This window comes from Hoeflea sp. BAL378 (genome assembly GCF_000759435.1).
Classification (GTDB): domain Bacteria; phylum Pseudomonadota; class Alphaproteobacteria; order Rhizobiales; family Rhizobiaceae; genus Hoeflea.
Window position 1 is genome coordinate 18,762 of sequence record NZ_JRJG01000015.1, and the last position, 20,887, is coordinate 39,648.

21 protein-coding genes are annotated in these 20,887 nt (G+C 65.1%); 13 read left to right on the forward strand and 8 right to left on the reverse strand.

All coding sequences use genetic code 11. The annotated features are described in order from the left end of the window. Nucleotides 1-13: 13 nt before the first annotated feature. The 3 genes from LL06_RS04805 to LL06_RS04815 form a co-directional block, all read right to left on the reverse strand. Nucleotides 14-979, reverse strand: coding sequence for an ABC transporter substrate-binding protein (locus LL06_RS04805; protein WP_035522976.1), 966 nt, complete (start codon nucleotides 977-979; stop codon nucleotides 14-16). A 96-nt stretch (nucleotides 980-1,075) separates the two neighbouring features. Further along, nucleotides 1,076-2,173 (reverse strand): 4-hydroxyphenylpyruvate dioxygenase, encoded by a 1,098-nt coding sequence (hppD, locus tag LL06_RS04810; protein WP_052161223.1) that lies wholly within the window; start codon nucleotides 2,171-2,173, stop codon nucleotides 1,076-1,078. Nucleotides 2,174-2,244: 71 nt separating this feature from the next. After that, nucleotides 2,245-3,105: a succinylglutamate desuccinylase/aspartoacylase family protein gene (locus LL06_RS04815; RefSeq protein ID WP_035522979.1), complete on the reverse strand. Its 861-nt coding sequence runs from the start codon at nucleotides 3,103-3,105 to the stop codon at nucleotides 2,245-2,247. Between the two features lie 110 nt (nucleotides 3,106-3,215). Here LL06_RS04815 and LL06_RS04820 point away from each other — a divergent pair, with 110 nt between their 5' ends. From LL06_RS04820 to LL06_RS04850, 7 genes are all read left to right on the forward strand, one after another. Beyond that, nucleotides 3,216-4,229, forward strand: a complete 1,014-nt coding sequence (locus tag LL06_RS04820) for a TRAP transporter substrate-binding protein (protein ID WP_035522982.1) — start codon at nucleotides 3,216-3,218, stop codon at nucleotides 4,227-4,229. A 30-nt stretch (nucleotides 4,230-4,259) separates the two neighbouring features. Next, complete coding sequence (locus tag LL06_RS04825) at nucleotides 4,260-4,766, forward strand: TRAP transporter small permease (protein ID WP_035522985.1); 507 nt, start codon at nucleotides 4,260-4,262, stop codon at nucleotides 4,764-4,766. Then, nucleotides 4,763-6,055, forward strand: a complete 1,293-nt coding sequence (locus LL06_RS04830) for a TRAP transporter large permease (RefSeq protein ID WP_035522987.1) — start codon at nucleotides 4,763-4,765, stop codon at nucleotides 6,053-6,055. Before LL06_RS04825 ends, LL06_RS04830 begins: the two co-directional genes overlap by 4 nt. A 131-nt stretch (nucleotides 6,056-6,186) precedes the next feature. Next, nucleotides 6,187-7,509: a homogentisate 1,2-dioxygenase gene (hmgA, locus tag LL06_RS04835; RefSeq protein WP_052161227.1), complete on the forward strand. Its 1,323-nt coding sequence runs from the start codon at nucleotides 6,187-6,189 to the stop codon at nucleotides 7,507-7,509. Nucleotides 7,510-7,587: 78 nt separating this feature from the next. Beyond that, nucleotides 7,588-8,865, forward strand: a complete 1,278-nt coding sequence (gene fahA / locus LL06_RS04840; protein WP_035522993.1) for a fumarylacetoacetase — start codon at nucleotides 7,588-7,590, stop codon at nucleotides 8,863-8,865. Nucleotides 8,866-8,930: 65 nt separating this feature from the next. Further along, nucleotides 8,931-10,115, forward strand: a complete 1,185-nt coding sequence (locus LL06_RS04845) for a thiolase domain-containing protein (RefSeq protein WP_035522996.1) — start codon at nucleotides 8,931-8,933, stop codon at nucleotides 10,113-10,115. A gap of 3 nt (nucleotides 10,116-10,118) precedes the next feature. Continuing rightward, nucleotides 10,119-11,675: an AMP-binding protein gene (locus tag LL06_RS04850; protein ID WP_035523000.1), complete on the forward strand. Its 1,557-nt coding sequence runs from the start codon at nucleotides 10,119-10,121 to the stop codon at nucleotides 11,673-11,675. A gap of 87 nt (nucleotides 11,676-11,762) precedes the next feature. On the opposite strand, the gene LL06_RS04855 is transcribed toward LL06_RS04850, so the two are convergent. The 4 genes from LL06_RS04855 to LL06_RS04870 form a co-directional block, all read right to left on the reverse strand. Continuing rightward, nucleotides 11,763-12,830, reverse strand: a complete 1,068-nt coding sequence (locus LL06_RS04855) for an ABC transporter ATP-binding protein (protein WP_035523002.1) — start codon at nucleotides 12,828-12,830, stop codon at nucleotides 11,763-11,765. Beyond that, nucleotides 12,830-13,618: an ABC transporter permease gene (locus LL06_RS04860; RefSeq protein WP_035523005.1), complete on the reverse strand. Its 789-nt coding sequence runs from the start codon at nucleotides 13,616-13,618 to the stop codon at nucleotides 12,830-12,832. Before LL06_RS04860 ends, LL06_RS04855 begins: the two co-directional genes overlap by 1 nt. Then, a complete protein-coding gene (locus LL06_RS04865) occupies nucleotides 13,615-14,514 on the reverse strand; it encodes an ABC transporter permease subunit (protein WP_035523008.1) in 900 nt (299 codons plus the stop codon). The genes LL06_RS04860 and LL06_RS04865 overlap by 4 nt, the downstream gene beginning before the upstream one ends. Before the next feature lie 73 nt (nucleotides 14,515-14,587). Then, the gene (locus LL06_RS04870; protein ID WP_152599497.1) at nucleotides 14,588-15,646 is read right to left on the reverse strand and encodes an ABC transporter substrate-binding protein; all 1,059 of its coding nucleotides are present in this window, start codon (nucleotides 15,644-15,646) and stop codon (nucleotides 14,588-14,590) included. A 396-nt stretch (nucleotides 15,647-16,042) separates the two neighbouring features. Here LL06_RS04870 and LL06_RS04875 point away from each other — a divergent pair, with 396 nt between their 5' ends. The 6 genes from LL06_RS04875 to LL06_RS04900 all read left to right on the forward strand — a co-directional run bounded on the left by LL06_RS04875 (nucleotide 16,043) and on the right by LL06_RS04900 (nucleotide 19,765). Beyond that, nucleotides 16,043-16,825, forward strand: coding sequence for an inositol monophosphatase family protein (locus LL06_RS04875; RefSeq protein WP_280114103.1), 783 nt, complete (start codon nucleotides 16,043-16,045; stop codon nucleotides 16,823-16,825). A 71-nt stretch (nucleotides 16,826-16,896) separates the two neighbouring features. Then, nucleotides 16,897-17,256 (forward strand): cupin domain-containing protein, encoded by a 360-nt coding sequence (locus tag LL06_RS04880; RefSeq protein ID WP_035523017.1) that lies wholly within the window; start codon nucleotides 16,897-16,899, stop codon nucleotides 17,254-17,256. A 130-nt stretch (nucleotides 17,257-17,386) separates the two neighbouring features. Next, the gene (locus LL06_RS04885) at nucleotides 17,387-17,818 is read left to right on the forward strand and encodes a cytochrome c (RefSeq protein ID WP_035523020.1); all 432 of its coding nucleotides are present in this window, start codon (nucleotides 17,387-17,389) and stop codon (nucleotides 17,816-17,818) included. Between the two features lie 143 nt (nucleotides 17,819-17,961). Then, complete coding sequence (locus LL06_RS04890) at nucleotides 17,962-18,339, forward strand: hypothetical protein (RefSeq protein WP_035523023.1); 378 nt, start codon at nucleotides 17,962-17,964, stop codon at nucleotides 18,337-18,339. A gap of 187 nt (nucleotides 18,340-18,526) precedes the next feature. Further along, complete coding sequence (locus LL06_RS04895) at nucleotides 18,527-19,027, forward strand: copper chaperone PCu(A)C (protein WP_035523026.1); 501 nt, start codon at nucleotides 18,527-18,529, stop codon at nucleotides 19,025-19,027. Nucleotides 19,028-19,030: 3 nt separating this feature from the next. After that, complete coding sequence (locus LL06_RS04900) at nucleotides 19,031-19,765, forward strand: SCO family protein (RefSeq protein WP_081963658.1); 735 nt, start codon at nucleotides 19,031-19,033, stop codon at nucleotides 19,763-19,765. Here LL06_RS04900 and LL06_RS04905 read toward each other — a convergent pair. Continuing rightward, nucleotides 19,673-20,884 carry an HlyD family efflux transporter periplasmic adaptor subunit gene (locus LL06_RS04905; protein WP_035523029.1) on the reverse strand — a complete coding sequence of 404 codons (1,212 nt, stop codon included), beginning with the start codon at nucleotides 20,882-20,884 and terminating at the stop codon, nucleotides 19,673-19,675. The two genes, LL06_RS04900 and LL06_RS04905, sit on opposite strands and share 93 nt — an antisense overlap. Nucleotides 20,885-20,887 lie beyond the last annotated feature (3 nt).

Genomic DNA, 20,887 nt, shown 5'->3' on the forward strand with positions numbered 1-20,887 from the left:
CTGGTCTGTTGATTTATTCGATCACCCGGGTGGCTTCCGCCAGCAGGTCGTCGGGCAGGCTGATGCCCATCTCCTCGGCCGCGCCCGGATTGACGTAGAGTTCGAGCTTGTCGATGAAGCGGACCGGGATATCGGCGGGGTTCTCGCCGTTGAGGATCCTCACCGCGGACTCGCCGGCGGCAACGCCGATGTCGTAATAGCTGAAGCCGAGCGCCGCGATGGCGCCGCGTTCGACGACGGTGGTGTCGGCGGCGATGACGGGGATGTCCGCTTCGCCCCCGATGCGGGCGACGGACTCGAAGGCGCTGACGACCGTGGAATCGGTCGGCACATAGATGGCGTCGACCTTGCCCACGAGGCTGCGCGCGGCATCGAGAACGGCCGACGACTGGATGGCTGTCGCCTCGACAACCTCAAGGCCGAGCTTTGTGGCCTCGGCCCTCAATTCCTCGACGAGGGCGACGGAGTTGGCTTCTCCGCCATTATAGACGATCCCGATGGTCTTTGCCTCGGGCACGATGCGCTTGACCAGTTGGAGATGCCTGTCGACCGGCGTCTTGTCGCTCGAGCCGGTCAGATTGCGGCCCGGTTTCTCATTGGAATCCACCAGACCCGCGGCGAGCGGGTCGGTGATGGCCGCGAAGACGATGGGGATGTCCGAGGTCGCGCTCATGGCGGTCTGCGCGCTCGGCGTCGAGATGGCGACGATCAGATCGGGGCTGTCGCCGACGAACTTCTGATTGATCTGCGCCTGGGTGGTCATGTTGCCCTGGGCGCTCTGGACCTCGAGATCAAGATTTTCGCCTTCGACGAACCCCGCCGCCTTCAGCGTGTCGATCACGCCGTCCCGCGCGGCGTCGATCGCGGGGTGGTCGACGATATAGCTGAGCTTCACGCTCACCTTGTCTTGGGCGAGGACGGACAGGGTCGAGGCGAAAAGCGCTGATGCGGCCAGTGTCGCCAACATTTTGACATTCATGATGCTGCTCCCTTTGGTGATGGTGATGTCTTGGACGGTCGCGACGGGGTGCGCGACCGCGGTGCTTCCCGTTGGACTTCAGACAAGGGCGGGTCGTTAAGAGGCCTGGACGACGCCGCGCTTGATCTGATCGCGCTCGATCGCCTCGAACAGGGCCTTGGCGTTGTTGTTGCCAAAGCCTTCATTGCCGCGCCGCTCGATGAACTCGAAGAAGATCGGCCCGATGAGGTTCTTGGAGAAAAGCTGCAGCAGGATGGTCCAGTCGCCGTTGTCATCCCGGTCGCCGTCGATCAGGATTCCGTTCGACCTGAGCCGGGCGACATCCTGGCCGTGGCCGGGCATGCGGCCCTCGATCTGATCGTAATAGCTGTCGGGAATCTCCATCAGCGGAATGCCGTTTTCGGAAATCCGCTCGACGCTGTCGTTCAGGTCATCGCTGAGAAAGGCGAGGTGCTGCACGCCTTCGCCCTTGTACTGGTCGATATATTCCTGGATCTGCGACTTCTCGTCGGTCGGCTCGTTGACGGGAATGCAGATACGGTTGCACGGGCTTTTCATCGCGCGGGTCCGCAACCCCGTGCTCTGGCCTTTGGTGTCGAGATAGAACACCTCGCGGAAGTTGAAGGCGTCGCGATAGAAGGCGGCCCAGCGTTCCATGTTGCCGGCCCTCACATTGTGGGTCAGATGGTCGATGAGCCTGAATCCGGCGCCCGGCACCTCCGGCAAGGTGTCCCCTTCGAGGGGGATGAATTCGTCGGACTTGATGCGCGTCTCGGTCTCGCGTGTCATCAGGTAGAGCAGGCTGTGGCCGATCCCGTCCATGGCCGGCGCGCCGACGGTCAGGACGCCGCGGTCGCCCTCGTAATAGACGATGCCGTTGGCCGCGGCCGCCGCGCAGGACTGGTCCTCGTCGGCGATCCGGAAGGAGATGGCCGAGATGCAGGGGCCGTGGAGCTTGGCGAAATTGACGCCGTAGGTCTTCGGATCGTCGTTGAGGAGAACGTCCATCTCGCCCTGCCGCCAAAGCTGAACCGAGTGATGGCGATGATTGGCGATGTGCGCGAAGCCGCATTTCTCGAGCAGGGTCGCAATCGGCCCGGTGTCGACCGCGCTGAACTCGATGAAGGGAATGCCGTCCGTGCCGAGCGGATTTTCGTGCTGTCTGTTCGGATCTTTCTCGACTGGAATGCCCATAAGGTTCCTCCTGGTTGGGTGTTAGGCAATGGCTTGGGTACTGCGCGCCAAAACGCGAAGATCGATGGGTCCTACACGTGCCTGGTCCTCGTCAGGCGCACCAGTGTCAGCGCCTCGTCGCCGGGGTTGACCGCCGGCCGTGTCAAGAGCACGTGGCAATCCTCTTCGGCGATGAGCGGCCGGGGCCCGTCCCAGCCATAGGTTTCCCCGCGATCCAGGCGGTCGAAGCCCCGCATGGGCAGGGCGAGTGTCAGCGGCCCCTGGTCGAGCTTGATCTCCCGGCACATCTCGTAGAAGCGGACCGTCTCGCTGGAGGCTGTCTCGGCGTCTCCACCTGTCTCGATCATCCCATGGACAGAGAGAAAACGCAGGAATGTCGCTCGGGCGACGTCCGGCGCCTGCGCCGACTGATGCTGTCCGCATTCGACGACGATCGGCGTTTCTTTCGATAGCAGCTCGGTTTCGAAGAGCGCCATGCCGCGCTGTTGGGGAGGCGGCGCCGTGACCACGCGGGGAACGGCGGCGCCGAGCTTTTCCGCAAGGTCCGCCGATCGCGGGTGCGTTTCCGAAACGAAAAGAAACGGCGTGTCCTGGGACGGCATGGAGTGAATATCCAGGATCGCGTCCGCGTCCTTCAGACAGGGCAGGGTGGAAGCGACCCGCCGTGCTTCCTCGGTGCGCTCTCCAAGGCCCGCGTGCGACCAGATCCGGTTCATGTCCGTGCCCAGATGCCGAACCGGTCCTTCGGGCGCCTCATGGGCGCGCCGGTTGAGGACGAGGACGACGAGGCTTCCTGAGGACAGCGCGAAATTTTCCGCGCGCACCGTGTCCAGCACCGCCAGCCCGCAGGCTTCATCTCCATGCATGAGTATCGTCACCGCCAGTCGCGGCCCGGCGAACGAAGAGCTGAACTCAAAGGTATCCTGCAACACGGGTGTCTCCTGTCGATGAAATGCATTCAAAACGAAATAATTTCATATTGCAAGTTTTTTTCTGTGTGTTAGAAACTGCCCCCATCAGCTTCACTTGGGAGGGTAAGATTATGAAATTCGTTCTCACTGGCGCACTCGCTGGCCTCGCCTTCGGCTTCGCCGCCTTGCCGGCTCAGGCGCAGACGGTTCTGCGCTTCAACAATTTTCTTCCGCCACAGCACGGTCAAGTCGTCGATGTGTTCGAGCCTTGGGCGAGAAACGTCGAGGAGGCCACGGAAGGCCGGGTGAAAGTGGAATTCCTGCCGTCGACCGTGGCGGCTCCCCCGCGGATGTTCGACGCCGTGGAAAGCGGCGCCGTGGACGTGGCCTGGGGCGTGCCGGCCTATACGCCGGGTCGTTTCACCCTCACCAAGGCCCTGGATCTGCCCTTCCTGGGCGACAATGCGGAGGCGCTTTCGGTCGCCTACTGGACCGTGCACCAGGAAATGTTCGAAGCCGCCAAGGAGTTCGACGGCGTCAAGGTGCTGGCCGTCTACACCACCGGACCGGGCACCATTTACACGACCGGCGAGCCGCCGCACGCGCTCGACGGCTTTGCCGGGAAGAAGTACCGCGCGGGAGGCAAGACGCCCCAGGAGATCGCAGAGGCCCTTGGCGGGGCGGGGGTCACCGGTCCCTCGAGCGAGGCCTACGAGATGCTCGCGCGCAAGGTTGCCGACGGCGCGTTCTGGACGCACGAAGCCTATGAATCCTACAAGCTCGGCGATGTCGTCCAGGGCCAGTTCTCGGTCCCCGGCGGGCTCTACAACGCCGCCGTCTACATCATCATGAACCAGCAGAAATGGGACAGCCTTTCGCAGGAAGACCAGGACGCCATCTGGTCGGTCTCCGGTGAATCGCTGGCGCGCCTCGGCGGCCGAGCCTGGGACAAGGCCGATGCAAGCGCCATCGAACGGATGGAAGCCGATGGCGTGAAGCGGTTTACGGCAGAGGGCGCGTTGCTTGACGAAATCCGCCAGCGCCTGCTGCCGATCGAAGAGGCATGGATCGCCGAAGCCGAGGCCAAGGGCATCGATGGCCGGGCCGCGCTCGATCGCATCCGCGCGCTGTCCGGCGCGAAGTGACTGGCTCCCTGGAAGGCTTGGACAAGACGAATGACTGATCAGACAAGCGCGCACTCCGCCACGGCCCGGCAGCCTTGGCCGGTCTCCTTGGCGGAGCGGATATTCAGCGCCATCGCCATCGCCACCGTTACCGGTATCTGCTTCATCATGTGCTGGGACGTGCTGTTCCGCTATGTCCTGGTCCGGCCGCTGGGCTGGAGCGGCGAAGCGATCCAGTTCCTCATGTCGATCCTGTTCTTTGCCGCCTTGCCGCTGGCAACGCTGAGGGGAGATCACGTCATCGTCGATGTGCTCTCCGAGCGCTTCACGGGGGTGCTGAGGCAGCTTTCCCTGCTCCTCGCGGGTGTGTTCCTGACCGGATATCTGCTGGCCATGGCGTGGTATTGCGCCGGGTTCGCGCTCAAGCTGATGTCCTATGGCGACAGGACCGATTACCTCGGCCTGCCGCTGCACTCGGCGGCGTGGGCCGCGGCGATTGCGTTCGTCGCCGCGGCCATCGGCGGCATCCTCCACGGCTGGAAGGAGGCGCGCCAATGACCACCGCATTGATTTCGTTTGCAGCCATATTCGTTCTGTTGGGGTTGGGCGTGCGTCTGGGCGTCGCGCTCGGCGCGGTCGGCTTCATCGGGCTTATCACCATGATCGGGCCCGGTGCGGCTGGGTCCATGCTTGCCCAGACCGCCTTCGACACAGCCAGCAGCTACACGCTCACTGTGCTGCCGCTGTTCCTCTTCATGGCCAATCTGATGGCCCGGGCCGGAATCGCGTCGGCGCTTTACGATGCGTCCAATGCGGTTCTCGGCCGGGTGCGCGGCGGTCTGGCGATGGCGACGGTTGCGGGGTGCGCAGGATTTGGCGCGGTCTGCGGCTCCAGCCTGGCGACGGCGGCAACCATGGGGTCCGTCGCCATGCCTGAAATGAAGCGGTTCGGCTATGATAGCGGATTGGCCACGGGATCCGTGGCGGCGGGCGGGACTCTCGGCATCCTCATTCCGCCCAGCATCGTGCTCGTGATCTACGGCACGATCACCGAGCAAAGCATCGGCGATCTGTTTCTTGCCGGCATTCTGCCCGGCATCCTCGGCATGGTCCTCTACGTCGTCGCCATCATGATCGCCGTGCGGCTGCAGCCGCAACTGGCGCCCTCGACCGAGGGCATGGACCTGCCGTCGCCCGGGGCCGCACTGCTCGGCGTCTGGCCGGTCATCATCCTGTTCGGCGTGGTCATCGGCGGGCTCTATCTGGGCATTTTCAGCGCCACCGAGGCGGCGGGAATCGGAGCCGGCGGCGCATTGCTGCTGGGCGTCCTGCGCGGCAGGCTCGCCTTCAACGAGATCCTGAAGGCTGCCCTCGATGCCGCCATCATGACGGCTGTCCTGTTGTTCGTCCTGATCGGCGCGCTGCTGTTCTCGAACATCATGATCTTCTCGGGCTTCTCCGCCATGCTGTCCGGCCTGGTGCAGTCCGTGGGAGTCTCGCCGGTCCTGATCATCGTTGCGATCGTCGCCGTCTATCTCGTGCTCGGCTGCGTGTTCGACAGTCTGGCGATGATGCTGTTGACCGTGCCGCTGTTTGCGCCGCTCGTTGCCGGCCTGGGATATGATCTCGTCTGGTTTGGAATCGTCGTGGTGGTCGCGATCGAGTTCGGCATGATCTCGCCGCCCATCGGCATGAACCTGTTCATCGTCCGCAGCCTCAACCCGGATATCGCCTTGCCGACGATCTACCGCGGCATCATTCCCTTTCTGGTGGCCGATGTCGTGCGCCTGGCGCTTCTGATTTCGATCCCGGCGATTTCGCTGTTTCTGCCGCACACGATGAAATGATCGCCCGGTCCAGGTCCGAAGGCCGACCCAATATGTTGAAAGTTCAGCGTAACGAAATTCGCACATCTATCCAGGAGGTACTCATGAACGCGCGCGTGGATGCAATCGCACCGGCCCAGACCAACCCGACAATGCAGGGCTACAGTCCGGACAAGGGCTACATGCCGGGATTTGGCAACGACTTTGAAACCGAAGCGCTTCCCGGCGCCCTGCCGCAGGGCATGAACAGCCCGCAGAAGTGCAATTACGGGCTCTACGCCGAGCAGTTGACGGGCACGGCGTTCACCGCCCCGCGCGGCAAGAACGAGCGCACCTGGTGCTACCGTATCCGCCCATCGGTCAAGCACACGCATCGCTTCGCCAAGATCGACATGCCGCATTGGAAGTCGGCGCCGCATGTCGATCCCGATCTGGTGTCGCTCGGCCAGTACCGCTGGGATCCGGTGCCGCACACCGAGGAGGAACTGACCTTCATCACCGGCATGCGCACCATGTCCACGGCCGGCGATGTCAACACCCAGACCGGCATGGCGAGCCATGTCTATCTGGCGAACAAGTCGATGGAGGATGACTACTTCTATTCGGCCGACAGCGAACTTCTGGTCGTCCCGCAACAGGGCAAGCTGCGCTTTTACACCGAGCTCGGGATTATCGACCTGGCGCCCAAGGAGATCGCGGTTATCCCGCGCGGGCTTGTGTATCGCGTGGAGGTGGTCGAGGGGCCGGCGCGCGGCTTTGTCTGCGAGAACTACGGCCAGAAATTCGATCTGCCGGGCCGGGGCCCGATCGGCGCCAATTGCCTCGCCAATTCCCGCGACTTCAAGACGCCGGTCGCCTGGTTCGAGGACCGGGACGCCGAAAGCCGCATGACGATCAAATGGTGCGGGTCGTTTCACCAGACCACGATCGACCACTCGCCGCTCGATGTGGTGGCCTGGCATGGCAATTACGCGCCCTGCAAATATGATCTGAGGTCCTTCAGCCCGGTCGGCGCGATCCTGTTCGACCACCCCGATCCCTCCATCTTTTGCGTCCTCACCGCCCCGTCGGGGATCGAGGGCACGGCCAATATCGATTTCCTGCTGATCCGGGAGCGCTGGCTGGTGGCCGAGAACACCTTCCGTCCGGCCTGGTATCACAAGAACATCATGTCCGAGTTGTGCGGCAATATCGTCGGGATCTACGACGCCAAGCCGCAGGGCTTCGTGCCGGGGGGCATGTCGCTTCACAATATGATGCTGCCGCACGGCCCCGACCGGGAAGCGTTCGAGAAAGGCAGCACCGAGCCGATGGAGCCGGTCTATCTCGAGGACACCATGACCTTCATGTTCGAAACGCGGTTCCCCCAGCATCTGACCCGGTTCGCGGCGCAGGAGGCGCCGTTGCAGGACGATTACATCGATTGCTGGTCGTCGCTGGAGAAGAAGTTCGACGGCACGCCCCGGCCGCGATAGGCGGCAACTCCGCCGGTCATCGCCAGTTCCAAGGGCGGTGACCGCTGATCCACAATCGAAACCGAGACGGGAGACCCGATGTCCTTGCTCACTTCCTGGGTCGAGAGCGCCAACGCGCCCGATGGCCAGTTTCCACTGAACAATCTGCCTTGCGGCATCTTTTCGACGGCGGGCGGCAGGCGCCGCTGCGGCGTCGCTATCGGCGACCAGATTCTGGACGTGACGGCGTTGGAACAAGGCGGGCTCCTGTCCGTTCACGACCATCCGGTGTTTGACAGGCCGTCATGGAATGCCTTCATGGCGCTCGGGCCCGAGACATGGCGCGCCTTCAGGGCCCGCCTGCATGCCATGCTGGGAAAAGAGGCGTCGCAGGCCGATCGGCAAGCCTGGTCCGGCGCGTTGGTGCCCCAGGCCGATGCCGCCCTGCATCTGCCGGTCGAGACCCGCGGCTATGCCGACTTCTACGGATGCAGGAATCACGCCTTCAACGTGGGCACGATGTTCCGCGGTCCCGAAAACGCGCTTCCGCCCAATTATCTTCATCTGCCCATCGCCTATAGCGGCCGGGCCTCGTCGATCGTGATTTCGGGCACCGAGATCCGCAGGCCCTGGGGCCAGCTCAAGGCGCCGGACGAAGCCGCGCCGCGCTTCGCGCCCTGTGAAAGGTTCGACTTCGAGCTGGAGCTGGGCGCCATTGTCGGGCAGCCGTCGGAGTTTGGCAGGCCCGTCTCCGTCGCCCAGGCCTATGAGATGATCTTCGGTTACGTTCTCTTGAACGACTGGTCGGCCCGCGACATCCAGACATGGGAATACCAGCCCCTGGGTCCGTTCCAGGCCAAGGCCACGGCCAACACCATCAGCCCCTGGATCGTGACCAGCCTGGCGCTGGAGCCGTTCCACGTGTCGACGCCCGAACGCGACACACCGCTGCTGCCGCATCTCCGCGAGCCGGGGCCGATGCTCTACGACATCGACCTCGATGTGCTGCTCCAGCCGGATGGGGCGCAACATGCGACGACGATCACGCGCTCGAACTACAGGGAGATGTACTACTCCGCTCCGCAGAATCTGGCGCACCACACCACCTCCGGATGCCCGATGGAGGTGGGCGACATGCTGGGGTCGGGCACCATCTCCGGCACAACCCGGCAGAGCCGGGGTTCGCTGCTCGAATTGTCCTGGGGCGGAAAGGAGCCGATCGGGCTCGATGGCGGCGGCACGCGATCGTTCATCGAGGACAATGACACCATTGTCTTCCGCGGCGCGGCGCGGGGCGACGGTTACCTGATCGGCTTTGGCGAATGCGCCGGAAAGCTGCTGCCGGCCCATGCGGATCCCTATGCGCGCGGCGCTTAGCTCGGGGTCTTCAAAAGTGTGGTGCGCAGATACCGAAAGCAAACTCTTTTCCAAGGGAAGAGCAGATGACTGAAAGCAGAAGAACCGGTATTTCGATCGTCGGCGCCGGCCACACGAAGTTCGGCAGGGTCGACGATACGCTCGAACAACTGATTGTCGCCGCGGCCACCGAGGCGGTCGAGGACAGCGGTATCTCACCCGACGAAATCGACGCGACCTTCCTGGGGCATTTCAATTTTGCCCTTGTGCCGGATGGTTTCGCCTCGTCGCTTGTGCTGCAGGCCTATCCGGAGCTTCGGTTCAAACCTGCGACGCGATGCGAGAATGCCTGCGCGTCCGGGGCGGCAGCGATCTTTGCTGGCATCAATGCCATTCGCGCCGGAGCCGCGCGGACGGTGCTGGTTGTCGGCGCCGAGAAGATGACGCACAGGGCGACCGCCGATGTGACGGCGTCGCTGGCCGGGGCCGGCTATCAGAACAGCGCCTCGGAAAGCGGATTGAGCTTTCCGCAGATCTTTGCGCTTGCCGCGGACGCCTATCGCCAGCGCTTCGGCGATCCCCTCGATACAATGGCGAAAATCGCGGCCAAGAATCATCAGAACGCGTTGGGCAACCCGCTTGCCCACATGCACAAGGCGCTGGATTTTCATGCCTGCAACACGATTTCCCGTTCAAATCCCGTCATCGCTCCGCCCTTGCGGCTGACCGACTGCTCGCCCATCACGGACGGCGCCGCGGCCCTGATTCTGACAACGGACGAGAATTCTCACCGCTTCGGGAAGAAGGCGCATATCCGTTCGGCCATCCATGTCAGCGACTTCCTGCCCATGGCGGCCCGTGATTTCGCGGCCTTCGAGGGACCGGCCAGAACCATTGCCTCCGCGCTCGATGCCGCCGGCATCACCCTTCACGACCTCGATTTCGCCGAGGTCCACGACTGCTTCACCATCGCCGAACTCCTCATCTACGAAGCGATGGGACTGGCGCCGGCGGGCAGGGGCGCCGACGCCCTGGCGGACGGGACCGTCTACCGCGAGGGCAGGTTGCCGGTAAACCTGTCCGGCGGCCTGAAGGCCAAAGGCCATCCGGTCGGCGCGACCGGGGTGTCGATGCATGCCCTGTCGTACCGGCAGGTGACCCACCAGGCCGGCGGCATCCAGAAACAAGGGGCGCGTCTCGGGCTTGTCTTCAACATGGGTGGCGCCGCGGTGGCGAATTACGCGACCGTCCTAGAGGCGGGTGGGGCTTAAGAGATGAACATCGCCAACTGGCTTCACGCGTCCTCGCGCGCATATCCCGACCGGCCGGCGATCCGCTTCGGCGATCAGCTTCACGCGACCTATGGACAGTTCGCGGCGCGCGCCGCGACCATGGCGCGTCGTCTGGCTGCGCATCATGACGTCTGCCCCGGCGACAGGGTGGCGATCTTCGCGGCGAATTGTCCGGAATACCTGGAATTGCTCTACGCGATCTGGTGGGCGGGGGCCGTGGCCGTTCCCATCAATCACAAGCTTCACCCCAGGGAAGCGGGATGGATCGTCGCCAATGCGGGGGCCCGGCTGATCTTCACGCAGACGGGATCCGATCTCGCCCAGGACGGGCTGCTGCAGCGGTGCACGGAAATAGGCATCGGCTCGCCGCAACATGCGCAACTCGTCGTCGATGTCGAAACCTCCGCCGCGGACCTGATCGCGCCCGTTCCTCGCGAGGCCGATGATATCGCCTGGCTGTTCTACACATCGGGCACGACAGGGCGGCCGAAGGGAGTGATGCTGACGCACAGGAATCTCACGGCGATGAGCCTCACCTATGCCCTCGATGTCGACCAGGTTTCGGGCGACGATCACCCGCTCTGCGCCGCGCCGATGTCGCACGGCGCCGGGCTCTACAACTTCCCCTACATCCGTCGGGGCGCCTGTCACATCGTGCCAAGGTCGAGAGCCTTCGATCCGAGGGAGATCATCGATCTGGCGGGCAGGCTCGGCAACCTGACCTTTTTCGCCGCGCCGACCATGGTCAAGCGGCTCGTGGATGCGAGTGGCGAAACCGGCTTCGAGGGAGACGGCATCAAGTCGATCATCTATGGCGGCGGCCCCATGTATGCAGGTGATCTCGACGCGGCGCTTGAGCAATTGGGGACCCGGTTCGTGCAGATCTACGGGCAGGGCGAGAGCCCGATGACGATCACCGTGCTGCCGCGCGATCTTGTCAGCGATACCAGTCACGGGAACTGGCGGTCCCGGCGCAATTCGGTGGGTCTTGCGCAGGCCGGCGTGAGGCTGCGGGTGGTCGATGCCCAGTTCAGGGCCTGCCCGCACGGCGAGACCGGGGAAATCATGGTCAGCGGCGACACCGTGATGAAAGGCTATTGGCGCAATCCGGAAGCGACACGCGAAACGCTGGTGGACGGCTGGCTGCGCACCGGAGATCTGGGATATCTTGACGCCGACGGGTTTCTCACGCTCACCGACAGGGCCAAGGATGTCATCATCTCGGGCGGCACCAACATCTATCCGCGCGAAGTCGAGGAAGTCCTGCTGCTGCATGAGTCTGTGGCTGAGGCCGCGGTCGTCGGCGCCCCGGACCCGGAATGGGGCGAGGCGGTCGTGGCCTTTGTCGTGCTCAAGGGCGGGGCGGGTGGCGATCCGCAAGGTCTCGAGACCTGGTGCAGATCCCAGATGGCCTCCTTCAAGAAGCCGAAGCGCTATGTCTTCGTGAGCGACCTTCCCAAGAACAATTACGGAAAGGTCGTCAAAACGACATTGCGCGAGATCGCGGCACGGGACGCGAGTCCCGGTTCCCAGGGATGACGTGCGGCTTGCCAAAGTCTACCCGCGTTCCGAGGGTGCCGGACCGGCCGTCGGATCCGCCTCCGCCAAGGGACGCCCTGGCCGGCTTTAATCGGTCAGCGCCAGCACCGTCTGCGGCGCGAAATGCACCTTGATGGTCTGGCCGGTGACCGGGGGAGGGCGTGTCGGGTCGTTGAAGGTGTCGAGCGACAGCGGCACGGCGCCGATGACGAGCTTGATGCGGATGACGGCGCCGAGGAAATTGACCGATTGAATCCGCGCTTCCAGCGTCTGGTCGCCCTCGCGATGGTCGCGCCTCAGGGATTCGGGCCTCAGCGCCAGGCGGAGCGTGTCGCCCGGCTTCGCCTGCTGCGGCAGGCGCAGGCCGGAAATCCGCGCTTCGCCCACCTGCGCCTCGCCGCGCGACGGGTCGGTCACCGTCGCCTCCAACTGGCTCAGGGTGCCGACGAAGGCCGCGACGAAGGAAGTGTTGGGATGGTTGTAGATGTCGGCGGGCGTTCCGATCTGCTCGATCCGGCCCTGGTTCATGACCATCACCCGGTCCGACATCGACAGCGCCTCTTCCTGGTCGTGGGTCACGAAGATGGTGGTGATGCCGAGGTCCTGCTGGATGGCGCGGATCTCCTCGCGCAGCGACACCCGGATCTTGGCGTCGAGCGCCGACAGCGGCTCGTCGAGCAGCAGCACCGAGGGCCTGGGCGCGATCGCCCGGGCCAGCGCCACGCGCTGCTGCTGGCCGCCCGAAAGCTGCCAGGGAAACCGGTCGGCCAGTTGCGGAAGCCCGATCAGCGCCAGCATTTCCTTGACCCGCTGGTCGATGCCCGCGCGGCTTTCGCCCGCCACCCGGAGCCCGAAGCCGATATTGCCCGCCACCGTCAGGTTCGGAAACAGCGCATAGGACTGGAACACCATGCCGATGTTGCGCTGGCTCGGCTTGAGGTAGGTCACGTCGCGGCCGTCGATGCTGATCGATCCGGCGCTCGGCGTCTCGAAGCCGGCCACCATGCGCAGGATCGTGGTCTTGCCACAGCCCGACGGTCCGAGGAACGAGACGAACTCGCCGCGGCCGATCTCGATGTCGGCGTTGCGCACCACCTGCATGGTCCCGAAGGATTTGGAGATTCCGTTGATGGAAAGATAGGGGGCTTCGGTCATCAGTCTTTCACCGGAGTTGCGGGTTTGGGCGCGAGCCGCGCGACAAGCTGGATGAGCCCCATGCAGGCCCAGGTGATGCCGAAGGCGATCACGGCGAGGGCGGCCGGCTCATAGGCGCGGTTGGCGCCCAGGAGCTGCATGTAGGGACCGAAGGCGGGACGGTTGAGAAGTGCCGCCATGGTGAACTCGCCGATGACGATGGCAAGCGTGACGAAGGCGCCTGACAGCACCGCGACCAGGACATTGGGCAGGATCAGCCGGCCGAGGATGGTCACCCAGCCGGCGCCGAGCGATTGCGCCGCCTCGGTGAGCGTGGTGACGTCGATGGTCCTGAGCCCGGTGTCGACGGCGCGGTACATATAGGGCAGCGACAGCGTCGCATAGCCGAACATCAACAGGATGTTGGTGCCCATCGCCGTGCCGGTGAGCGGCAGCCAGCTCGAGGTGTTGAACAGCCTTATATAGCCGAACACGACGACGATCGCCGGGATCACCAGCGGCAGCAGGGTGACGAATTCCACGAAGGGACGGGCGCGCGGCAGCTTGAGCCGCACCCAGTAGGCCGTCGGCACCACCAGGAGCACGCCGAAGACGATGGTGAACACCGCCATCATCACCGAATAGCTGAAGGTTTCCTGGAACCGCGGATCGGCCAGCACCTTGGCATAGGCATCGAACGAATAGACGCCGCGCCGCATCTTCAGCGAGAACTCGGTCATGCCGAGGAGCGGCAGGAGGAAGTAGAGCATCCCGAAGGCGATGGCCGCCCAGGCCGAAAGCCGCATCATTTCTGCCACCTCTCGGAGCGTGCCCGGAGCACGATGTAGATCGTGTTGGCGATGCCGGTGACGACGATCATGCCGAAGGCCAGCGCATAGCCCAGATGCGGGTCGCCCAGCACGTCGCCGCGGATCTGCGCGAACAGCAGGATCGGCACGATGTTGAGCGACGAGCCGGTCAGCGCGATCGCGGTCGCCACCGCGCCGAAGGAATTGGCGAACAGGAGCGCCATGGTGCCGAGAATCGCCGGGAACAGGATCGGAAACGCCACCATCCGCCAGTATTGCGGCCCGGTGGCGCCGAGGATCTCCGCCGCCTCCCGCCATTCCCGCTTGAGCCCGTCGAGCGCCGGCGTGATGATCAGGATCATCAGCGGAATCTGGAAGAACAGGTAGGTGACCGTCAGCCCCCAGAAGCTCAGGATGTTGAAGCCCAGCATCCGGAGATCGAGGCCGAGATTGGTCTTGAGGAACACGGTGACCAGGCCGATCGGGCCGAGCGTGGCCAGGAACGCGAAGGCCAGCGGCACGCCGGCGAAATTCGAGGCGACGCCGGAAAAGGTCAGGAGCGGCCCGCGGATCGCCTTGGGCAGGCCGCCCAGCGTCATCGCCGCCGCCATGGCGAAGCCGATGAGGCAGCCGAGCGAGGCCGAGGCCAGCGAGATCTTGATCGAGATCCAGTAGGCCGAACGGATCGAGGGGGTGTTGAGGCCGATCACATTGTCGAAGGTGAAGCTGCCGTCGACCGAGCGGAATGCGCCGACCACGATGTACATGGTGGGCGCGAGCAGGAACAAGGTCACGAACACCAGGAAGGGCGCGAGCCCCAGCCAGTCGAGCGGCAGCCTTTCCTTGAGCGGAACGCGCCTGGGTGTGTCGACATCTGGGGAGGGCTGGAAAGTCATCGCGCCATGTTCGGTCGAGCGGAAACGGGAGCCGCCCCGCGGCGGGCGCGGGGCGGCTGTTCAGGGTGTCGGTTTACTGAACGTTGGCGCCGACGACGGCGTCCCAACCGGCAACGACGGCTTCCTTGTTGGCGTTCACTTCCTCGAGCGTCGGGAAGTAGGCCTTGGCGTAGCCTTCAGCCGGCGGCAGCTTGTCGAGCAGGTCCTGCGGGATCACGCCGCGCTCCGCCATGTCGTTGAAGCGGATCGGGTGGCAGTAGCCCTTGAGCCAGCCGAGCTGGCCTTCGTCCGAATAGAGATATTCCATCCAGAGCTTGGCGGCGTTCGGGTGCGGCGCATAGGCGCTGATCGCCTGCACATAGACGCCGGCGAGGACGCCCGATGCCGGAACCACGACTTCGACCGGCGGGTTGCCGGCGAGCGTGTCCTTGGCGGCCAGCGCATTGTAGTCCCACATGGCGACGATCGGGGTCGCGCCCTGCGCCAGCGTGCCGGCCTTGCCGATCACCGGCACGAAGTTGCCGGCCTTGTTGAGTTCGGCGAAGAACTCGAGGCCCTTTTCGCCGGCTTCCTTGCCGGCGGCGCCGCCATTGGCGAGACCTGCGGCGAGGGCGGCGAGGATGGCCTGGTTGGAGGCGCGCGGGTCACCCGCGAGCGCCACCTGGCCGGCATATTCCGGCTTCAGCAGGTCGGACCAGTCGGTCGGCGTGTTGGCGACGAGATCCTTGTTCACGAGGAACGACATCACGCCGTAATAGTCGCCGTACCAGTAGCCTTCGGCATCCTTGGCGCCATCGGGAATGGAGTCCCAGGTCGAGACCTTGTAGGGCTGCGTCAGGCCTTCGGCCTTGGACGACGGGCCGAAGGCGAGGCCGACGTCGATCACGTCCGGCGCCTGCGGGCCCTTGTTGTCCTTGTTGGCCTTGATGGCCTCGATCTCGTCGGCCGAGCCGGCATCGGGGTTCAGCTCGTTGACGGTGATTTCGGGGTATTTCGCCTTGAAACCGGCGATCACGCCGCCGTAACCGCACCAGTCATGCGGCAGCGCGATGGTGGTGAGCATGCCTTCGGCCTTGGCGGCGGCGACCAGTTCGTCCATGTTCTGGCTGAAGGCCGCGCCGGCAAAATTCATCGTGAAGGCTGTGGTGGTGGCCAGCACCACGCCAAGCTTGTGAAGTCTCGACATTTCGAACGCTCCTGTTTCCGCCGAAGCGGTTTGATTATTGCCCGTCTGAGGGATCTCGGGTGATGTTGTCACCACGTCGTGAGCACCTAAGCGCCGTCCATGACGGCAGGATGACAGTCGCAGTCCGACATGCCCCCCGGCCTTGATCCAACTCCATTTTAGCAGTTTCCGCAATAGAGAACACCTCGGCCGGTCCGCGCGCGGGCGGCCGGCGCGGGGCCTTTTTCCGGGCGCGCGCGAATGTGTTCGCGAGCAGCGCCGGGCGCGTGATTTGCGATGGTCTTGCGGCGGATGACCTGATACTGGCTTGGCGATCCTCGATACGACGGAGTGGATGTGACGGTGTCTGACAGACTTGAATTCGCCATGGAGCTGGCCCGCCGCGCGGGCGATTTCGCACACGCCCATTTCAAGGCCTTCGACCTGCTGGTCATCGAGAGCAAGGGCCATCAGGACCTCGTCTCCAACGCCGACCGCGACACCGAGACTTTGATGCGCGCGGCCATCGCCGAGCACTGGCCCGATGACGGCATCGTCGGCGAGGAATTCGGCCGCACGCCCGGCACCAGCGGCTTTGACTGGGTCATCGACCCGATCGACGGCACCGCCAACTTCGTCCGCGGCATTCCCCAGTGGTGCGTGGCACTCGCGGTGGCGAAGGACGGCGAGGCGGTGATCGGCGTCATCAACGAGCCGAGCTCGGGCGAGCTTTTCCATGCCGTCAAGGGCGGCGGCGCGTTCTGCAACGGCAGGCCCATACGCGCGTCGCACGCCACGGGCATCGGCGAGGGATCGATCGGCACCGGTTACTCGGTGCGCGGATCGAGCATGAACATCGTCAAGCTGATCGACCGCATCGTCGGCGGCGGCGGCGTGTTCTTCCGCAACGCCTCCGGCGCCCTTATGCTTGCCTATGTCGCGGGCGGCCGGCTCATCGGCTATGTCGAGGAGCACATGAACAGTTGGGATTGCGTGGCGGGCCTGCTGATGATCGAGGAGGCCGGCGGCGTCATTCTGAGGCCCGATCCCGAGACCTCGCTGGAACACGGCGCGAGGGTGATCGCCGGCGGTCCCCATGTCTTTGCAGCGATCAAGGACATCGCCGACGACTGCTTCCGGGTCTGAGCCGCGCCAACCTACATTGTCAACGCCTGCCCCGTGCCTGCAGCGGACGCTCTCTTCCAAGGACAAAAGCCATGATCAATCTCAAGAGCTTCGGCGACCTCTCCAGCCTCGATCTGGGACCGTTCGCGCCCAAGCCGACCAGTTTCACTGAAGGCCAGGTCGAGGCCGCGCGCGAACTCTGGGCGTCGGAGGACGGCGTGAGCAAGGTCGGGGTGTGGGAATGCACGCCCGGGCGGTTCTCCGCCGACCGCACCAGATCCTCCGAGATCTGCCATATAATCAGCGGCTCGGCCACCGTCGTGGGCAAGTCGGGCGGCGACGAACGCAGGATCGGCCCGGGCGACATGCTGATCCTTCCGCTCGGCTGGGAAGGCCAGTGGACCATCCATGAACGGGTGCGCAAGACCTATGTGCTGACCAGCCGGGGCTGAGACCGCGGGCGGCGCGGGCAGGGGACGAGACCCGAGCGCCTTGCCTCCCTGCCTTGCCCCCCGCCCTTGGCCTTGCGGCGCCGCGTCCCTATGCTGCGCAGGGGACCGGAGTGTCACGAAAGGATGCGATGTGGATAGGAAGTCCGTTCTCGTTGCCGCAGCCGTCGTCCTGGGCGGCGGGCTGGTCTGGAAGCTGGTCTGGAAGATGAGCGCTACGCCCGAGCACCCCGCTGCCTCGACGGGAGCACCCCTGGTGTCGGTCACGGTTCCGGCGCTGAGCCGGACGGCGCAGGCGGGGAAGGCCGCGTTCGACGCCAGATGCGCCGAGTGTCACGGCGTGAACGCCGCCGGGCAGGACGGCATCGCTCCGCCGCTGGTCCACAAGATCTACGAACCGGGCCATCACGGCGACATCTCGTTTCAGCTTGCGGCGCGGAACGGCGTGCGCGCGCACCATTGGCCGTTCGGCGACATGCCGCCCGTGGAGCAGATCGGCGACGCCGAGATCGCCACGATCGTCACCTATGTCCGCGAGCTGCAGGCCGCCAACGGCATTTTCTGAGCGGCGGCGGCCGTGCGTCGCGCAACACCGCCCGGCGCACATCTTGTCGCAGGCTCCCGCAAAAGTCTTGCTGGCGCCGCAACCAGGGTATACGCCTTGGCGCGTCGCTTTCCCAGGTTGAGGACATGATCGGGACACGAGGGATGATCAGCAGGTCGGGACTGGTGCGCATGCTCTGCGCGCTGTCGCTGTTGCTTGTCGCCTTCGCCCATCGCCCCCTCGCGCTCACGGATGCGGCGCCCGCCTATGCCAGCGCCGAGATGGCCTCGTTCGTCCTTCCCGACGGAACGCTGCCCGATCTTTGCCTCACCGGCGAGGACGACCCCGGCCATTATTCCGCCAGTCATTGCGAAGCCTGCCGCATCGTCTCCGCGGTCGATCTGCCGTCCCCCTGTGACGGCTATGTGATCACCCGCTGGTCCGCCGCAGCCGAGCTCGCGGTCTCCCGCGACATCCGGCTTGCCCATCCGGCCCTCCGGCCGGGTGCTTCCCCGCGCGGCCCCCCGTCCTTTTCAGCCTGATCGTCCCGCCTGACCTGCGGGATGCCGTGCCTGGCGCGCGGGGTGAACCGGTGTCCGCATCCCGCTGCGCGCGGTCGGCTCCCGTTCCCCGTCTAGCCACGATCCTGAAATCTCCCCCGGCGCCTTGAGACGCGCCAACTCCTCCTCCCGCGTCCGATCCTGGACGCTCTATCAAAGGCTAATACTCATGACACGCATCGCCCTTCTTCTCTCCGCCGCCCTCATCGCTCTTTCCTCTGCCTCGGCCTTCGCCCATGACTTCAAGCTCGGCGCGCTCGAGATCGAGCATCCCTATGCCCGGGCGACGCCGCCCAACGCCCCGGTCTCCGGCGGTTACATGACCATCCGCAACACCGGAGCCGAGGCCGACCGCCTGCTCACGGGCGAGGCCGCTTTCGCCGAACGGGTGGAAATCCATGAAATGGCCATGGACGGAGAGGTGATGAAGATGCGCCAGCTCACCGACGGCCTGGAAATCCCGGCCGGCGGCGAAGTGGTGCTCAAGCCCGGCAGCTTCCACATCATGTTCATCGGCATCGACAGCCAGTTCAAGCCCGGCGAGACCCGCAAGGCGACCGTCGTCTTCGAAAAGGCCGGCGCCATCGAACTCGAGTTCCAGGTCGAGGACATCAAGGCCATGCAGGACGCCACGAAGATGGACCATGGCGCCATGAAGCACGGCGGCTGAGCCATGGGCGACGGCTCCGTCAAGCATCGCTTCGGATCCGGAGCCTGGATCGGGGCGGCGATTGCCGCCCTGCTCCTGCTTTCGGTCGGGTTCCTCGGCTGGCAATACGCGGTCCAGGGCACCGACAGCTCGCTGACCGCCGGGCTGGAGCTTGGAACCGAGTTCACGCTGGTCGACCACACCGGCGCGCCGATCACCCAGGCCGCCTTCGAGGGGCGGCCGACGCTTCTCTATTTCGGCTTCACCCGCTGCCCGGAGGTCTGTCCGACGACGCTCTACGAGATGTCGGGCTGGTTCGAGGCGCTGGGCGAAGAGGGCCGCGACCTGCAGGCGTTCTTCATCACGGTCGATCCCGAGCGCGACACGCCCGAGATCATGAAGGGCTACGCCGAAGCCTTCTCCGATAGGGTCACCGGCATCACCGGCGACCCCGACGAGATCGCCAGGGTGATCGCCGCCTGGCATGTCTATGCGACGAAGGTGCCGACAGGGGATGGCGACTACACCATGGATCACACGGCGTCCGTGTTCCTCATCGACCGTGACGGCGTCTTCAAGGGCACCATCGCCTATGGCGAAAGCGCCGAGGCGGCGACAGCCAAGCTCAGGAGGCTGGCCGGCACCGCCGGCTTGTGCTCGGGCGGATCACTCCGCGGCGGCCCGGTCCTCGATCAGGCTGCCGTCCTCGAGCGAATCGCCCGGATAGAGGATCACCCGGTCGCCGTCCTTGAGACCTGACAGGATCTCGGCGCGCCGGTCGGTCATGTGGCCGATCTCAACCCGCGTCACCCGGGCCTTGCCGTCCTCCATCCGGAACACCGCCCAGTCCCCGCCATCGCGGTAGAGCGCGCTGACGGGGACCTGCAGGACACCGTCGGACGACCAGGTGATCAGGTTGACGATCACCCGGAAGCCGTGGCCGAGTTCGGCCGGCGGCGGCTCGGCGAGCGCGATGACGGCGTTGACGCGCTGCTCGGAGATGCCGAGCGCGGAGACCTTGGTGAAGGCCGAGGGCTCGATCCGCTCCACCGTCGCTTCGAGCGTCTCGGTTCCGCCCCAGCCGGTGATCAGCGCCCGGCTACCCGGCCGCACCCTCACCGCATCGGCCGACAGCACGTCGACGGTGATCTCGAGATCGGCCGGATCCCCGACCTCGGCGATCAACTGGCCGACCGTGGCGGGCTGTTCGCTCTTGGCGTTGAGCGAGAGGATGATGCCATTGATCGGCGAGACGATGTCGATGCAGCATTCGCCGTTGGCGACCGAGATCGGCGTCTGCCCGGGCTGCGTCAGCCGCGCCTGGGCGCTGGCGAGTTCGGCGCGCCGGAGCGCGATCATCGCTTCGGCCGACTTGACCTGGGCTTGGGCGAGCTCGACCTCTCCCAGGAGCCGTTCGAGCTCGCTCGCCGGCACGATGTTGGTCGCCGCGAGTTTTTCCGCCCGTGCGTGACTGGCGCTGGCGAGGTCCCGCGCGGTGCGCGCGCGCGTGAGCTCGACCTCGGCCACGGCGATGCTCGAGCGCGCCGCGTCGATGGACGCCATCAGCTCGGTGCGCGTGCGGGTGTCGAGGAAGGGAGGATCGAGCGGGTGGATGCGGGCGATGCTTTCGCCTTCGCCGATCCGGTCGCCGACCGAATAGGTGATCCGGTCGAGATGTCCGGCAATCGGCGAGGAGATCGCGTAGACATTGCGGATGCGGGTGACGCCGTCGTCCTCGACCGTCACCTGCAGGGGCGCGGTCGTCACGGTGGCGAGGTCGACCAGCACGGGGGTCTCGCCGAAGGCGACATAGAATGCCCCGCCGATCACGGCGGCGGCCGCCAATCCTGCAAGGCTTCGGACAAGCACAGAGGCCATGGG

Bases quoted from the DNA above. Each gene is read 5' to 3' on its own strand.
- LL06_RS04805 (WP_035522976.1), bottom strand. From the start codon at position 979: ATGAATGTCAAAATGTTGGCGACACTGGCCGCATCAGCGCTTTTCGCC.
- LL06_RS04890 (WP_035523023.1), top strand. From the start codon at position 17,962: ATGATCAGCAGGTCGGGACTGGTGCGCATGCTCTGCGCGCTGTCGCTG.
- hppD (WP_052161223.1), bottom strand. From the start codon at position 2,173: ATGGGCATTCCAGTCGAGAAAGATCCGAACAGACAGCACGAAAATCCG.
- LL06_RS04855 (WP_035523002.1), bottom strand. From the start codon at position 12,830: ATGACCGAAGCCCCCTATCTTTCCATCAACGGAATCTCCAAATCCTTC.
- LL06_RS04825 (WP_035522985.1), top strand. From the start codon at position 4,260: ATGACTGATCAGACAAGCGCGCACTCCGCCACGGCCCGGCAGCCTTGG.
- LL06_RS04865 (WP_035523008.1), bottom strand. From the start codon at position 14,514: ATGACTTTCCAGCCCTCCCCAGATGTCGACACACCCAGGCGCGTTCCG.
- LL06_RS04905 (WP_035523029.1), bottom strand. From the start codon at position 20,884: ATGGCCTCTGTGCTTGTCCGAAGCCTTGCAGGATTGGCGGCCGCCGCC.
- LL06_RS04900 (WP_081963658.1), top strand. From the start codon at position 19,031: ATGGGCGACGGCTCCGTCAAGCATCGCTTCGGATCCGGAGCCTGGATC.
- hmgA (WP_052161227.1), top strand. From the start codon at position 6,187: ATGCAGGGCTACAGTCCGGACAAGGGCTACATGCCGGGATTTGGCAAC.
- LL06_RS04870 (WP_152599497.1), bottom strand. From the start codon at position 15,646: ATGAATTTTGCCGGCGCGGCCTTCAGCCAGAACATGGACGAACTGGTC.
- LL06_RS04845 (WP_035522996.1), top strand. From the start codon at position 8,931: ATGACTGAAAGCAGAAGAACCGGTATTTCGATCGTCGGCGCCGGCCAC.
- fahA (WP_035522993.1), top strand. From the start codon at position 7,588: ATGTCCTTGCTCACTTCCTGGGTCGAGAGCGCCAACGCGCCCGATGGC.
- LL06_RS04880 (WP_035523017.1), top strand. From the start codon at position 16,897: ATGATCAATCTCAAGAGCTTCGGCGACCTCTCCAGCCTCGATCTGGGA.
- LL06_RS04895 (WP_035523026.1), top strand. From the start codon at position 18,527: ATGACACGCATCGCCCTTCTTCTCTCCGCCGCCCTCATCGCTCTTTCC.
- LL06_RS04860 (WP_035523005.1), bottom strand. From the start codon at position 13,618: ATGATGCGGCTTTCGGCCTGGGCGGCCATCGCCTTCGGGATGCTCTAC.
- LL06_RS04830 (WP_035522987.1), top strand. From the start codon at position 4,763: ATGACCACCGCATTGATTTCGTTTGCAGCCATATTCGTTCTGTTGGGG.
- LL06_RS04820 (WP_035522982.1), top strand. From the start codon at position 3,216: ATGAAATTCGTTCTCACTGGCGCACTCGCTGGCCTCGCCTTCGGCTTC.
- LL06_RS04850 (WP_035523000.1), top strand. From the start codon at position 10,119: ATGAACATCGCCAACTGGCTTCACGCGTCCTCGCGCGCATATCCCGAC.